Source organism: Xanthomonas sp. CFBP 8151 (assembly GCF_011761885.1).
In the GTDB taxonomy this organism is placed as follows: Bacteria; Pseudomonadota; Gammaproteobacteria; order Xanthomonadales; family Xanthomonadaceae; genus Xanthomonas; species Xanthomonas arboricola_B.
The window spans coordinates 646,067-660,807 of the sequence record NZ_JAASQZ010000002.1 but is presented as its reverse complement, the minus strand read 5'-3'; the positions used below and the strand labels follow the sequence as shown (position 1 = coordinate 660,807).

9 protein-coding genes are annotated in these 14,741 nt (G+C 66.8%); 4 read left to right on the top strand and 5 right to left on the bottom strand.

Annotated features, from left to right (window positions below):
• Positions 1-260: 260 nt before the first annotated feature.
• Positions 261-956, bottom strand: coding sequence for an AIM24 family protein (locus FHT08_RS10740; protein WP_104606553.1), 696 nt, complete (start codon positions 954-956; stop codon positions 261-263).
• 205 nt (positions 957-1,161) lie between these two features.
• Here FHT08_RS10740 and FHT08_RS20135 point away from each other — a divergent pair, with 205 nt between their 5' ends.
• Together FHT08_RS20135 and FHT08_RS10730 are read left to right on the top strand one after the other, a co-directional pair.
• Complete coding sequence (locus FHT08_RS20135; protein ID WP_166775070.1) at positions 1,162-3,267, top strand: NHL repeat-containing protein; 2,106 nt, start codon at positions 1,162-1,164, stop codon at positions 3,265-3,267.
• Positions 3,268-3,586: 319 nt separating this feature from the next.
• Complete coding sequence (locus FHT08_RS10730) at positions 3,587-4,546, top strand: arabinan endo-1,5-alpha-L-arabinosidase (protein ID WP_104606551.1); 960 nt, start codon at positions 3,587-3,589, stop codon at positions 4,544-4,546.
• Positions 4,547-4,692: 146 nt separating this feature from the next.
• Here the strand turns inward: FHT08_RS10730 and treA are convergent, their stop codons facing one another.
• Both treA and FHT08_RS10720 read right to left on the bottom strand, forming a co-directional pair.
• Entirely contained in the window at positions 4,693-6,366 is a 1,674-nt protein-coding gene (treA, locus tag FHT08_RS10725) for an alpha,alpha-trehalase TreA (protein ID WP_166775069.1), read from the bottom strand.
• Between the two features lie 431 nt (positions 6,367-6,797).
• Complete coding sequence (locus FHT08_RS10720; RefSeq protein ID WP_166775068.1) at positions 6,798-7,580, bottom strand: DUF72 domain-containing protein; 783 nt, start codon at positions 7,578-7,580, stop codon at positions 6,798-6,800.
• 107 nt (positions 7,581-7,687) lie between these two features.
• Here FHT08_RS10720 and FHT08_RS10715 point away from each other — a divergent pair, with 107 nt between their 5' ends.
• Positions 7,688-8,440 carry a DNA-formamidopyrimidine glycosylase family protein gene (locus tag FHT08_RS10715; RefSeq protein WP_104606549.1) on the top strand — a complete coding sequence of 251 codons (753 nt, stop codon included), beginning with the start codon at positions 7,688-7,690 and terminating at the stop codon, positions 8,438-8,440.
• Positions 8,441-8,721: 281 nt separating this feature from the next.
• On the top strand, positions 8,722-9,735 hold the full coding sequence (locus FHT08_RS10710; protein WP_166775067.1) for a hypothetical protein: 1,014 nt from the start codon (positions 8,722-8,724) through the stop codon (positions 9,733-9,735).
• 829 nt (positions 9,736-10,564) lie between these two features.
• Here FHT08_RS10710 and FHT08_RS10705 read toward each other — a convergent pair.
• Both FHT08_RS10705 and FHT08_RS10700 read right to left on the bottom strand, forming a co-directional pair.
• Positions 10,565-11,512, bottom strand: a complete 948-nt coding sequence (locus FHT08_RS10705) for a GAF domain-containing protein (RefSeq protein WP_166775066.1) — start codon at positions 11,510-11,512, stop codon at positions 10,565-10,567.
• A 313-nt stretch (positions 11,513-11,825) separates the two neighbouring features.
• Complete coding sequence (locus FHT08_RS10700) at positions 11,826-14,705, bottom strand: pitrilysin family protein (protein WP_166775065.1); 2,880 nt, start codon at positions 14,703-14,705, stop codon at positions 11,826-11,828.
• Positions 14,706-14,741 lie beyond the last annotated feature (36 nt).

Sequence of the window (14,741 nt, the reverse complement as noted above, 5' to 3'; positions counted from 1 at the left end):
ACGGTTGCGTGACTACGCAATGCCAAGCTAGGGCAGCTCGGTAGCTGTGCAGCTCGCGGCAGAATGCAGGAAACCCCGTAGGAGCGCACCGGGGCGCGATATGGCGTTACCGGCAAGGCCCTCGCGCCCCGGAGCGCTCCTACAGGCTGGGCTGGGATGCGCAGCTGCCACTGCGCACTGCGCCGTGACTGGAAAAATGCCCAGCTGCGTAGCATGCAACCAGGCGATGCGCCGTGTTGATTGCTGCCGGGCGGCCTGGATCAGCCCTTGGCCTGGAAGCTGGCTTCCTCGTAGGGCTGCACCACCACCCAGCCTTCGCCGGCAAAACGCATCTGCAGGCTTTCGCCCGAGCCGCGGCCGAACAGCGTGCCGATCGACACGTCGGTGACCAGTTCCGGGGTCAGCGTGCCCGACCAGGCCACGGTGGCGTTGGGGTCGGTGAACACTGGGCCGCTGGCGGCGGTGACCGGCAGGGTCAGCGGCTCGTAGTGCGAGGTGATCGCCACGATGCCGTGGCCGCTCAGGCGCACGTTGAACAGGCCGCCGGACAGCATGCCGGCCACCTTGCGCATCATCGTGATCTTGTGTTGGACGCCGGATTCGAACGCCAGCACGTCGTTGCCGTTGACGAAGATCGCCTCGCCATTCAAACGCAGCAAGGTCACCAGCTTGCCGAGGTCGGCCAGATACACCCGGCCCTGGCCTTCGGCCTTCATCAACTGCATGCCTTCGCCGCTGACCGCCTTCTTCAGCAGATTGCCCAGGCCCTGTTCCAGCAATCCCTCGCGGGTGAACTTGACGTTGCCGGTACGCGCGACCATGGCGCCGGCCTTGGACCACACCATGCCGTCGAGGCGCACTTCCAGCAGATGCGGGTTTTCCAGTTCGAACGGATCGGGGCTGACGTCCTTTTCCTTGGAATGGGCGAGAAATTCGTTGAGCGTGCGTACGGCCATGGGTCCGTCCTGGAGGATGAAAGAGTGCGCATGATACGCGGCAGGCCTGTGCGTCAGCAGCACGTGCAAGCGCTCTTGGGGCAGTGGGATGCCGGCGTTACGGTAGTGGCGCAGTGCGTCTTGTGCTTCACGCACCACTGCCCGCCAGTCGCTGCAACCCGCAAGAAGTGCTTAAAGTGCGAGTCCTCCGACACCCGCGACCGGCATGACAAAACGATACGCGCTATGGATCTGCGCAGTTCTTCTGGCAGGCGCGGCGGCGTTGCTGGCGAGCTGGTGGTCTGTGCCGGCACCCGATGCGCTGCCGCAGACACAAGGTCCCACGGCAACGCCGCTGGGCTGGAAGGCACAGTTGCAATGGGTTGCCGGCAGCGGTGTGCGTGGCGCAGTGGATGGCCGTGCTGCCGATGCACGGTTTGCCGATCCCTATGGGCTGGCGATCGATCCGCACGGCGCGCTGTACATCGCCGATGGCGGCGACAACAACCGCATTCGCAGGCTGCTCGACAACGGCAGCGTGCAGACCGTGGCCGGTGGGCAGGAAGGATTCGCCGATGGCGTTGACGCGGCGGCGGAATTCAATACGCCATCGGGTATCGCCTTCGATACGGCCGGCAATCTCTACATCGCCGACACCGGCAACCATGCGATCCGCAAACGCACGCCACCCGGCGTGGTGACCACGCTGGCCGGCGATGGCAGTGCCGGTTTTCGCGACGGTGCCGCTGCGCAGGCACGCTTCAATGGCCCGATCGGCGTGGCGGTGGATGCGCAAGGGCGCGTGTATGTCGCCGATACCTACAACGATCGCATCCGCGTGATCGCGCCAGATGGGCAGGTAAGCACCCTGGCCGGCGGCGCCTTGCCGGGCATGGCCGATGGTGTTGGCGATCAGGCGCGCTTCGATACGCCGACCGACCTCAAGGTGGATGCGCACGGTGTGGTGTGGGTGGCCGACATGCGTAACGACGCGATTCGCCGTATTGCACCGGATGGCAGCGTCAGCACCTTGATCGGTGGCGATCCTGCCGACCTCAGCCCGCTGTTGCATCGCCCGATGACGCTTGCGCTCACCCACGACGGCGTGCTGTACGTGGGCGATGCAAGCGGGCGCGTGCTGCAGGTGACGCGTGCCGGGCATGTGGTGACAATGAGCGGCGAGGACGTGATGCAACGCATGTCGCGCCCGGCGGGGATCGCGGTGGATGCGCAAGGTGCGGTGTATGTCAGCGATGCCGGCAGCGCACGCGTGCATCGGCTGGTGCCGGCCACTGCGGCGAACGCGAACGCGAACGCCGCGCCCGTGGTCGGGCCGGCTGCCACGCAGCCGTTGCCCGTCACCCAGGGCCGCTGGCCGTTGCAGCCGCAGGCCGGGTGGCATGAGGTGGTCGGCACGCTTGGCGAGGTGCGTGGCAACTACCAGGGTCTGAGCCGCGATCATCTGCATGCGGGCCTGGATATCCGTGGCGATGTCGGCCAAACCGTGCACGCCATTGCCGATGCCAAAGTTTCCAGCCCGTCCCCGACCTGGGGGGTGGGACAATTGGGCGAGTGGTTGGCACTGGACACGATCGGCTACACCCATATGCGCGTGGGCCGCACCGCACAAGGGACGCCGCTGGATCCGCAGCGCTTCCATTTGGTGACGGATGTGGATGGCAAGCCCGATCGCATGCGTGTGCTGCGCGGCACGCGTTTCCGTGCCGGAGATGCACTGGGTACGCTCAACGGCATGGCGCATGTGCATCTGACCGCAGGTGCCAACGGCTTCGAACGCAATGCGGTGCAACTGGGCTTTGTCGGTTATGCCGACCATGTGGCGCCGCATATCGACCGGGTGAGTCTGCTCGACTCAGCTGGCCAAGCCCTGCCGATGACCAGCGGCAGGGTGCACGTACCGCTCGGGACTGCGGTGCAGATTGTGGTGGAGGCCTGGGACCAGGTGGATCGCAATCTGCCGCGTCGTCGCCTGGGGCTGTATGCGCTGGGGTATCAGGTGCTGGATGCGCAAGGCGTGCCGCTGGCCGGCGAAGCGGAGCCACGCATGACGATCGTATTCGATCGCATGCCGGCCGATCCGGCTGCGGTGCTCACCGCCTACGCGCCCGACAGCGGCATCACCGTGCATGGCAACGCGGTGACGCGCTTCCTCTATCTGGTCACCAACATGGTGCGCGATGGTCGCATCGGCAATGGGCAGTGGCAGGCCGGCGCGCTGCCGCCGGGCGACTACGTACTCCGCATAACCGCGCGTGATTACAGCGGCAATGAGGCGAACGCCAATCGGGATCTACGCGTGCGGGTGGAATGACGCGTACAGCGTTGCGTTGATGATGACATAGCGTATCGGTGACGCATGCGGGGTGCAGGTACCTGTGCATTACCTCGCTGCTATCGAGATTCGATCCACAGACTCACGCCCGGCACTCGGCTGCATCGCACGCTCCGTTACGAAGGCGCGTCGCAAAACGCAGTGCCAACTCGCCTGCACCGTGCTTCTGAGATCGGCGTCGGATTCGTGGCATTGCTGCCGGGCTAGATTGCTCCTACAGAAAACGTCTTTACGTTGTTCAAGGAGTGGGGCGATGCGCGTTGTCGGTGGCAGTCGAGTGGAAGGAGGCTGGTCTGGAATGTCGCTGCGTGGTGACGCGATCGCGTCGCTGTTGGCCCTGGCCGCTGCTGCCACTGGCTTGCATAGCGCACCTGCGCAAGCGGCAGTGGGGCCAGGTGTGGTGAGCGGTGACACCATCGTGCACGACCCGTCGATGCTCAAGCTGAGCGATGGGCGTTACTACATTTATGCCACCACCGGCGTGGTCACCAGTACCGACCGGACCAAGTTCAGCAATGCGGGCGCGATCTTCATCAGCATGCCGAGCTGGGTGCGCAGCTACAACCCGGACAACCAGCTGTGGGCACCGGATGTGTCCTTCCACGGCGGCAAGTATCTGATGTATTACACCGCCTCCAAGTTCGCCACCAATACCTCGGCGATTGCGCTTGCCAGCAGCAGCACCGGCAAGCCTGGCTCGTGGAAGGATCAAGGCATCGTCTACACCTCCAAGAGCAGCGACGACTACAACGCCATCGACGGCAATCTGGTGGTGGATGGCAATGGCAAGTGGTGGTTGGCGTTTGGCTCGTTCTGGTCGGGGATCAAGCTGATCCAGCTCGATCCCGGCACCGGCAAGCAGCTGTCCGGCAACACGACGCGCTACAGCCTGGCGAGCCGGCCGTCCCCGGGCGCGGTGGAGGCGCCTTTCATCCAGCAGGCCAATGGCTGGTACTACCTGTTCGTGTCGTTCGATGCGTGCTGCAAGGGCGCCAGCAGCACCTACAAGATTGCGGTGGGGCGCGCTCGCTCGGTGACCGGGCCGTATCTGGATCGCGCCGGGGTGGACATGCGCAACGGCGGCGGCACGGTGATCCAGTCCGGGTTGGGCAGCACGCATGGGCCAGGCGGGCAATCGGTGTTCCGTGATGGCGACGGCGACATCCTGGTCTACCACTACTACGACGACCGCGGCGACGCGCGCCTGGGCATCAACCGGCTGGGTTATGACGGCAGTGCATGGCCGGTGGTGCAGTAGCAGCAACCAATCGAACGCGCTGCTGCGCTATGCAATGGCGCAGCGATCAGGCGATGTGTGGCGCAGCGATCCGCCGACGTTGCCGACTGCCAGAACCGCAAGGCCGCCAGCGCTGCCGAGCAGTGCCCGGCAGCGCTGGCGCACACTCAGCGCGTGGCCGCTTCGGGCTTGCGCACGCGTTTGGCCGGCGCCGGCCTGGTCGCGGTGTCCGGATACAGGTTCAACAGCATCAAGGTGACGCCGTTGGTCCAGCCGAAGCCGTCCTGCAGGGCGTATTCGCCGCCGCCGCCGCCAGCTGCATCGGCGTCCAGGCCGTACTTTTCGACCAGCTTGTGCTCGCGCGCGAACAGCGCCTGCACCTGGCTGAGGAAGCGCTCGCCGATGGTGCGCGCCAGCGCGTCTTCGCCGTAACGGCGCAGGCCGTCCACCGCCACCCATTGCAGCGGTGCCCAGCCATTGGGCTCGTCCCACTGCTGGCCGGTCTTCACTGCGGTGGTAGCCAGGCCACCGGCGCGCAGCAGGCGCGCGCGCACGGTGCTGGCGGTGCGTTTGGCATGCGCGTCGGTTGCCAGGCCGGTGAACAGTGGATACAGCGCCGCAGCGGTGACCTGGTCGCTGAGCTTGCGGGTCTGCCAGTCGTAGTCGGCGTAGTAACCGGCCGCGTTCCACAGGTGCGCATCGATGGCCTGCTTGCGTTGCAGTGCCAGCGCCGCGTAGTCCCGCGTGCACTCGGCGCCGGGCTGCGTACAGGCCTGGGCCAGGGTGCGCTCCAGGTGATACAGCAGGCTGTTCAGATCGATCGGCACGATGGCGGTGGTGCGGATGGTGCGCAGGTTCTGCCCATCGGCCAGCCAGCGGCTGGTGTAGTCCCAGCCGCTCTCGGCACCGGCGCGCAGGTCGCGGTAGACCTCGGCGGCCGGGCGGTCGCCGGCCTCGGCGGCGGTGCGGGTGTCGTGCAGCCAGGCTTCCGGGCGCGGGGTGTCGCGCTCGTCCCAGTAGCGGTTGAGCAGGCTGCCGTCGGCCAGGCGCACCACATGGCGCGCGGCCTGGCCGGGCTGCAGATCCTCGCTGCCCTGCATCCAGTAGGCGTATTCCTTCTGCAGCTGGGGCAGGTAGCGCTGGTAGACCGCTTCGCCTTCCACGCCGGCCTGCAGTTCCACCATGTAGGAGAAGAACGGCGGCTGCGAGCGGCTCAGGTAGTAGCTGCGATTGCCGTTGGGGATATGCCCATAGGTGTCGATCAGGTAGGCGAAGTTGTCCAGCATCTGGCGGCTTAGCGCGGTCTCGCCGCTCTTCACCAGGCCCAGCATGGTGAAGTAGGAATCCCAGTAATACACCTCGCGGAAACGCCCGCCCGGCACCACGTACGGATGCGGCAGCGCCAGCAGGCTGCTGTACGGCGGCACGTGGTTCTGGCTGCGCACCAGCTTGGGCCACAGTTCGTCGATGTGTTCGCGCAGCGCGGTGTCCTGGCGGATCGCGTCGGTCTGCACCGGCGGCGACTCCTCGAAATTGGCATCCACGAACTTGCGCAGGTCAAAGCCGGGGTGATCGTGCTGCGCCAGATAGTCGGCGTTGATCAGCGCCGGGTCGCGCAGCGGCAGGAAGTCGACGAAATGCTTCTGGTCGTCGAACAGCTCGCCGCTCTGCACCGCCTGGAACAGTTCCGGGTAGGCCAGGTCGGGCGTGGGCGGTGTGGCCGCCGGTGCGTTGACGACCGGAGTGTCCATGGGCGCGGCGGTCAGCGTGCAGGGCGCCACGAACATGCTCAGCGACAGGCCAAGCAGCGACGTGCAGCACGGGGGCGCGGCAGAACTCATGGCATCTCCGGAACGGGCAGTGACGTGCGGCATGGTAAACGACCGAGGTGGCGGGCGGGCCGGACGACGGTGTCGGCGGGCCGACAGACGTCGCACGGAGACGACAGGATTCAGCAAGGTGATCCGGCGCGGTGCTGCAGGCGGTTGCGCGGATCGCGTTGCCGATTCAGGCCTATCGGCCCGGATCGAGGCAGCTTGAGCCGCGTGCGGACCGCGTCGGATTGCCGACGTCGCTGCAAGATGCGCGCCACAGCGCGCGGCGGGCGCAGCGTGGCGAGCGACGGGCGGGCGGCACTGCCAGTGCATGGCAGCTGGCGAACATGGGGCAGGGCCGGGGCAGGGCGGCCCTGCCCGCCTGACCGATTGCAGCGCGGCGTGGACGCGCCCGGCGGCACGCCGAATAAAGCCAGGTGGCGTGCCGTCTTCGCGCGTCAGCCTTGGCGCGGACGATCGGCCTGCAGCAAACGCAGCAGCTGCAGCGCGTTGGGCACTGCCAGCCCGGCGGCGGTGTTGTCGAAGATCACCCAGCGTTCTGCCTGCAGCTGCGCCGCGTCGTGCGCTGCGCCGCGGACCGCGTCGGCCAGTGTCTGCAGTGCACTGTCGTCGTAGCTGCTGTAGTAAATGCGCGGTGCGCCATGCCAGCGCCAGTACTGCGGGCCGGCGGCCACACCCGGTGTGGCGGCGTCCGGCACCGGCGCCGGGTCGGCGGCGCAGCGTGCGATGCGGTGGCGCGCCAGCAGCGCCTGTGCCTGCGGGAGAAACCAGCTGGCATGGCGCGGCTCGCAGACCACGCCGCCGTCCCAGCGCCGCCGCAGCATGGCGAAAAACCTGGCCGCCACCGGCGCATCGAACACGGCGCTGGGCGGCAGTTGCAGCAGCAGGCAGCCCAGCCGCATGCCCAGTGCACCAGCCTGGGCCAGGAAGGCATCCAGCAACGCACCGGCACCGTGCAGGCGTGCATCGTGGCTGATGCTGCGCGGCAGCTTGACCGCAAAGCGGAAATCCTCCGGCACGCTGTCGGCCCAGCGTGCGTAGGTACTGGCACGGTGCGGGCGATGAAACGAGGAGTTGATTTCCACTGCATCAAAACGGGTGGCATAGCGCTGCAAGACGCTGGCACCATCGCCGAATGCGGCGCGGTCGGCGGCCGGAATCGACCAGCCTGCGCAGCCACAGCGCACGCGCGGCAGGGCGATGGATGAACGAGCCTGCATGAGGTGTACGCAAGACGGGTGGGCAGCACTCTATGCATGCGCGCGTGTCAGCGTCGTGTGTGCACTGCGCTCACGGCCGACTCACCGACGACTTCGATACTGGGCGCATGCCAGAAGGTCCTTCCCTTGTCATCCTGCGCGAACAGACCGAGGCGTTTGTCGGCCGCAAGATCCTGCGCGTGTCCGGCAACAGCAAGCAGGACATCGCGCGGCTGGAGCAGCAGAAGGTGCTGGCGTTACGCAGCTGGGGCAAGCACTTCCTGATCGAGTGCGCGCAGTTCAGCGTGCGCATCCATTTTCTGTTGTTCGGCAGTTATCGCATCGACGAAGACAAGCCCAATGCGGTGCCGCGTTTGTGTCTGGAGTTTTCCAAGGGCCAGCGCCTGAATTTCTATGCCTGCTCGGTGCAGTTCATCGAGCGCCCGCTGGACGAGGTCTACGACTGGACGGCGGATGTCATGAACCCGCACTGGGATGGCGCGCAGGCACGGCGCAAGTTGCGCGCCGCACCCGGCATGCTTGCCGCCGATGCGTTGCTGGACCAGACCATCTTTGCCGGCGTCGGCAACATCATCAAGAACGAAGTGCTGCATCGCATCCGTGTGCATCCGGAAAGCACAATAGGCGCATTGCCGGCGCGCAAGCTCGGCGAGCTGGTCACCCAGGCGCGCGATTACAGTTTCGACTTCTACACCTGGAAAAAAGCCTTCGTGCTGAAGAAGCATTATCAGGTGCATACCAAGACCAGCTGCCCGCGCGATGGCGCGCCGCTGCAGTATCGAAAGCATCTGGGCAAGGCTGGGCGGCGGGCGTTCTTCTGCGAGGTCTGCCAGCGGCTGTACCGCCCGGAGGATGGCTGAGCTACGTGCGGCCCGCACCTGCGCAGGCCGTCATCGACCGGATGTTGGCCGGACGCCCGCCGCCACGGCACACAGGAGCCATGCCGACGGGGCAACCGCAGCGTCTGTCGGCAAGCGCCGGACGTCGGTCGCCGTGTTCGCTAATGTGAATGGCGGCTGGCGCCTGCGGCCCAGACAACGAATTTCAAACGCGCGCAGACGCCACGCCCGCTAGATTTGCGCGTCCTGCATCGGGTTCACGGTGCGGCGTGCGCATCTCTCATCTATCGGTCTCCCGCATTGTGATTACCCGCAGGAAGGAAACGCTTGTCCCGCATGTCGCCGCTGTCGCATGCACGGGCGCCATCCTGTTCTTTCTTGCCTGCCTGTTGCTGTATATGCCACCGCCGCGCAACACCGTGCGACACGACGACAGCTTGCAGGTGTATTTCGTGCCGCGCCCGCAGTTGACCCTGCCGGCGCCGGTAACACCGCCGCAGCAACGCGATTCCACACAGCGCGCTGCGCCGGCCGCGGCCTCTGCCGCGCGCAGTGCGCCACCGCCGACACGCACCCCACCGCCGCAGCGGCAGGTGGCGGCCGCCAACGCGCCGGCTGGCGAATCGATGGCGGCCCAGCTCTACACCCGCGAAGGCCGCGTGCGCATGCCGCGCGATGCGCAGGTCGACCCGATGGCGCAGGCAGACGCTGCAGTGCCGCCGGGCATGGCCGACGAACGCGCGCAGGCCAAGGCGCGCAATGTGATGGAGCGGGTCAACCCGGTGCAGTACCAGGACACGCGCTTTGCCAAGGACTGGAAGAGCGATGGCACGCTGGGCGATGTGGCGATGCAGGAAATGAATCGCGGCATGAAGAAGTTCAACGACATGCTCAACGGGCCGCAGACGCAGGTGGCCAAGGCGCGACCACCGCCGGATGTGCGCTTCAACCCCGCGCTGGCGGGCAATCAGGCCGAGATGGGCAGCGAGGCGACCGGCGACGCCTACAAGGCTGCGCCGATCGCGCACGAGACGCCGCCCGATCTCAAGGGCGAAGCCAGCCGTCGTATCCGCGAGGCGCTGGCAGCGCTGGAGCAACGCAGCGCGCGGTGCGATGCGTCCAAACGCAAATCCCTGTTGTCGCCGGTACGCACGCACCTGGGCGATCTGGAACGTGCCGAGCACGCCTTGAACAACGGCGCCGACCCGGTGATGGCCGCACAGATGCTGCCGCGCCAGGCCGACAGCGCCTACGATCTGGCCCGCCGCGCTCTGTGGTACGCCGACCGCCAGTTGAAACAGTGTGCGATCGGGTGAGTGGGGCGGTGAATGCGTTTGGGGGCAGCTGGCCAGCAGTGGCGAGCAAAACCTCTCTGACGCTTTATCGATGGCGGCAACGTATCGGCCACACTCGCACCGTTGACGCGTGACGGCGAGTGCGCGGTACCCTCACCGCTTGCGGCACACGCCGTGAATCCGTCCATGGCGTCTCCCTGACGGCATCCACGACAAGGGTCCCGCAATCGTCGAGGGCACCGCGCCAGAGAGTTGATTGGTTGCCTCGTTTAAAACCATGCACGCCGACCATCTCGGCTGGTCCTTGCCCGCCCACCGTCGCGGGAACCTTACGCGGCATGGATGCCGCGTAAGAGCCTACACGGACGTACTTGCGGCGTGTCCTGCGAGGGTGGGCGGGCAAGGGCCCTGCAGCCAAACCGCAGATCCGCAGCTCTGCACCCGACTCACCCACACCGCTCAATCACCTGGTCGCCGCGCGACGTGGAAGTGGACGAGTGAGGGAGGTGTTGTGGTCGGAGACAGCCAGGAGCGATGGAAGCTTGCATGCCAAGCGCGCCGCACGAGCGCGTGGCAACCGCACCCTCATCCGGCGCTGCGCGCCACCTTCTCCCGGTGGGAGAAGGGAAGCGTCCCGACAGGAATCGAAGAAGTAAGGCAGTCTTCGTCAGATATCGCGAACAGAACCCCCCTCCCGCCGGGGCGAGAAGGCACGGCTTTCGCGGCGAGGGCGCGTGTGCCTTGGAGCGCCCGCGACGCAAGCGCGGTTGGAGGCGCGCAGCAGGAGTTGTGAGGGCACGTCCATGAAACGGCGGATCAGCCGGCAGCCGGACGGTCGCCCCGCGCTACATCAGGCGCTGAGTCCGTCCTGCGCCAGACTCTGCCGATAGCGGTCTTTCTCGACACTCAGCGCGACTTCCGCGCGCAGGAACACCTGCCCGATCGGCTCGTCGCCACGGGTCGCCTGCGCCTGGCCGATCAGCACCGTCAGCCCGTGCGCATGCTGCTGCTGGGCGATGTCGCGCAGGTGCTGCAGCTTCTGTTCGGCATCGGGGCCGCGCAGCACGGCGATGAATTCGGCGCTGTCGGTCACGCGGTCCACGCTGTCGCCGTTGGCTTGCGCCTGCGCGGCCAGGGCCTGGTCGAGCTGTTGCAAGGCGCGGCCCAGGAGCCGCTCGCTCTGTTTTTCGGCCAGCGCGGCCAGCTCCTGCACTTCCAGGATCACCAGGCAATAACCGATGTCGGCGACCACCGGGACGGCCGCCGGTGCCACCGGCTGCAGGATCGCCTCGCGCTCGAGCTGCAACTGGCGTTTGCGCTCGTCCAGCAGGCGCATGGTGACGCGCGCCAATGCCTGCAGCCCGGTGCGTTGAATGTCGGTGAGCGTGCGCGGCTCGGTGTCGAGTACGCAGACGGTGCCCAATGCCACGCCATCGGAGGTGACCAGCGGCATGCCGGCATAGAAGCGCGCGCCGGTCTCGCCGGTGACGACCGAGGCATCGGCAAAGCGGCTGTCCTGGGTCAGATCGTGCACTTCCATCAATTGCTCGGGGCTGCGGATGGCGTGATCGCACACCGCCTGGCTGCGGTCGGTCTGCTGCATGCCCAGGCCCAGGTGGGCCTTGAACCATTGGCGGTCGCGATCGACCAGCGACATCAAGGCGATCGGCGTGTTGCACAGACAGGCCGCCACCTGCACGACGTCCTGGTAGGTGTCCTCGGGCAGGCTGTCGACAATGCGGTAGCCGTCCAGGACCTGTTGGCGGGAGGCTTCGTCAGCCGGGGGCATTTGCTTCATCGAGTAAGTCGGACAAGCGCGAGCGAGGGGGATGCCACGATATCGACACTGCCGATAACGCAGCGTGGATATCGGCCACGCGCCCCGGCATGGCCTGAACGACGGCTCCAGATCCAGTCCGCATCACACTGCGCAGGCGAGCAAGCCTGCAACCGGCGGGCTGGAGCGCTGGCGCGCGCTTGCCGACCCGCGTGCGATGCCTGCGCAGTGCGCGCAGGAACCAACTACTCACACGCACATGCGCGATTGCGTACCGCGCATCTGGCAACGGCGCGGCTCGAGGGCCGCGCCGTCGGTGTGCGGCTGACCAGCCTCAGCGCTTGACCGGCTTGCCGTCCACGTCCAGCACCTGCACCTCGCCCAGCTTGAGTGCACGCACCGGGGCTTCGATCTTCTTCAGGTCGCCCACGATCACCCAGGTCATCGCGTTGGGCGCGATGATTTGCTTGATGGCCTTCTGCGCGGCCGGCTGGTCGATCGCTTCCAGGCGCGGCTTGAGCGTCTGCACGTAATCGTCGGGGCGGTCGAACTGCACGATGCCTTCGATCGCACCCAGCACCGCGCCAGTGGTTTCGAAGCTGCCGGGCAGGGCGCGGATGCGCTGGTTCTTGATCTTCTCGATCTCGTCGGTGGTCAGCGGCTTGTCGCCGATGATCGCGGTGGCTTCCTTGAGGATCTCGTTGGCCGACTCGGCGGTCTTGTCGGTCTGTACCGGCGCGGAGAACATGTACGGCCGCTGGCCCTGCGCATCCAGCATGCGGGTGCCGGCACCGTAGGCCCAGCGCTTGTTCTCGCGCAGGTTCATGTTCAGGCGCGAGGTGAAGGTGCCGCCGAAGGCGCCGTTGGCCACGCCGATCGCCAGGTTGTCCGGCGCCTTGGTGGACGGTGCGAGCAGGCCGGCCAAAATCACCGACTGCGGCGCATCCGGGCGGTTGATCAGGTACACGCGCGGCTTGGGCTGCGCGGCGACCTGGACCAGGTTCTTCTTCGGCAAGGACATGGCAGGAGCCTTCCAGTCGCCGAAGGCGGCATCGAGCTGCGGGATGATCTGCGCCAGCGTGGTGTCGCCGGCGACCAGGATGCGCAGGTTGTCCGGACGCAGCCACTGGCGGTGGAAGGCCTGCAGGTCCTGGGCGTTGAGGCTCTTGATCGCCGCCTCGGTGCCGCTGCCGGTGAGCGGGATGCCGTAGTGGTGGCTCTGGCCGAACAGCAACGGCGGCAACGCGCGCAGTGCCAGGCTGTTGGGCTGGGTCTTTTCCTGCGCGATGCCGGCCAACCACTGGCCGCGGATGCGCTCGATGTCGGCCGCCTTGAAGGCCGGGTTGCGCACGATGTCGGAGAACAGCTGCAGCGACGGCTGCAGCTGGTCGTTGAGCGCATCCAGCGAGGCGCTGCAGCTGTCCAGATCGCAGCCGACCGCAGTGATGGCGCCCAGGCGCTGGCGACGCTGCGCCACTTCCACCGAATCCAGCGCGGCGGTGCTCTCGTTCATCAGCGCGGCGCTGAAGCTGGCGGTACCGAGCTTGTTGCCCTGGTCGGCCGCATAACCGGCATCGAACAGCAGCTCCACCTGGGTGACCGGGATGGTGTGGCGCTCGGCCAGGATCACCTCGATGCCGTTCTTCAACTTGCCGCGCTGCAGCTGCGGGAAGCTCAGGTCGGGGAACTGGCTGGTCTGCGGCACGCCCTTGCTGCGGTCCAGCGTGGAGGCGGTGACGGTGTACTTGCCGGCGGCCGGCAGCCTGGGTGCCGGCTTGCCGGGTTCGTCGCCACGCGCGACCACTGCCTTGTCTTCGGCGGCGGGGTCGAAATCCTTGCCGGCCGGCAGCACCGTAAGCAGATAGTCGCCCTTGCCGAACCAGGTGGCGGCGGTCTGCTTGACGCTGTCCACGGTGGCGGCCTGGCCGCGCTGCAGATCCTGCTTGTAGGCGCCCGGGTCGCCACGGTAGACCTGACCCTCGGCCAGGATCACCGCCTTGCCGCCGAAGCCGCCGACCTTTTCCAGCCCGCGCACGAAGCCGGCGCGGTAGGCCACCTGCGCGCGTTGCAGTTCGTCGGCGGTCGGGCCCTGGGCGATGAACTTCTTGAGCTCCTCGTCGATGATCGCCTCGACCTTGGCCGGGTCCACGCCGTCCTTCACGTCGGCCTGGATCTGCACCTGGCTGGACAGCGCGAACGGCTGGATCGCCGCCGACACGTCATCGACCAGATTGTCCTGGTAGACCAGGCGCTGATACAGCCGCGAGGTCTTGCCGCCGCCGAGCACGGTGGTGGCCAGATCCAGCTGGATCGCCGCATCGCTGCCCAGTTGCGGCGCAGCCCAGGTGCGGTAGATGCGCGGCTGCGAGACGTGGTCGTGCTGCACGCCACGCTTCTGCGCGGCCAGCGGGGTCACCCACGGCTGCTGGCGCGCCACCGGCTTGCCGGACGGGATGTCGCCGAAATACTGCAGCGCCTTGGCGCGCGCCTGCGCCACGGTGATGTCGCCGGCCAGCACCAGGGTGGTGTTGGCGGCGCCGTAGTTGTCGTTGAACCACTGTTTGACGTCGGCCAGCGAGGCCGCGTCCAGATCTTCCATCGAGCCGATGGTGTCGTGCTGGTACGGGTGGTTGGCCGGGAACAGGTTGGACAGGATGTTCTGGTCCACGCGGCCATAGGGACGGTTTTCGCCCTGGCGCTTCTCGTTCTGCACCACGCCGCGCTGGGTATCGAGTTCTTCCTGGCCGATCGCGCCGAGCAGGTGGCCCATGCGGTCCGATTCCAGCCACAACGCGGTGTCCAGCGCAGTGGTCGGCACGGTCTCGAAATAGTTGGTGCGATCGAACCAGGTGGTGCCGTTCATGTCGGTGGTGCCGACCTTTTCCAGCGGCGCGAAGAAGCTGCCCTTATTGTTCTCCGAGCCGGAGAACATCAGATGCTCGAACAGATGCGCAAAGCCGGTCTTGCCGGCCGGCTCGTCGCCGGAACCGATGTGGTACCAGATGCTCACCGCCACCACCGGCGCCTTGTGATCCTCGTGCACGACCACGGTCAGGCCATTGGGCAGGGTGAAGCGGGTGTAGCCGATCTCGGGAATGGCACTGCTGGCCGCGGGCTTGGACAGGCTGGCCGGGGCGGCTGCGACGGCGGGAACAACGGCACCGGCGGCGACGCCGAGCATACCGGCGATCAACAGGGACAGCGGACGCAGCATGTGACACTCCAGAGCAGGACAATCGGCCGAGGGTAG

Bases quoted from the DNA above. Each gene is read 5' to 3' on its own strand.
- treA (WP_166775069.1), bottom strand. From the start codon at position 6,366: ATGAGTTCTGCCGCGCCCCCGTGCTGCACGTCGCTGCTTGGCCTGTCG.
- FHT08_RS10730 (WP_104606551.1), top strand. From the start codon at position 3,587: ATGTCGCTGCGTGGTGACGCGATCGCGTCGCTGTTGGCCCTGGCCGCT.
- FHT08_RS10720 (WP_166775068.1), bottom strand. From the start codon at position 7,580: ATGCAGGCTCGTTCATCCATCGCCCTGCCGCGCGTGCGCTGTGGCTGC.
- FHT08_RS20135 (WP_166775070.1), top strand. From the start codon at position 1,162: ATGACAAAACGATACGCGCTATGGATCTGCGCAGTTCTTCTGGCAGGC.
- FHT08_RS10740 (WP_104606553.1), bottom strand. From the start codon at position 956: ATGGCCGTACGCACGCTCAACGAATTTCTCGCCCATTCCAAGGAAAAG.
- FHT08_RS10715 (WP_104606549.1), top strand. From the start codon at position 7,688: ATGCCAGAAGGTCCTTCCCTTGTCATCCTGCGCGAACAGACCGAGGCG.
- FHT08_RS10705 (WP_166775066.1), bottom strand. From the start codon at position 11,512: ATGAAGCAAATGCCCCCGGCTGACGAAGCCTCCCGCCAACAGGTCCTG.
- FHT08_RS10700 (WP_166775065.1), bottom strand. From the start codon at position 14,705: ATGCTGCGTCCGCTGTCCCTGTTGATCGCCGGTATGCTCGGCGTCGCC.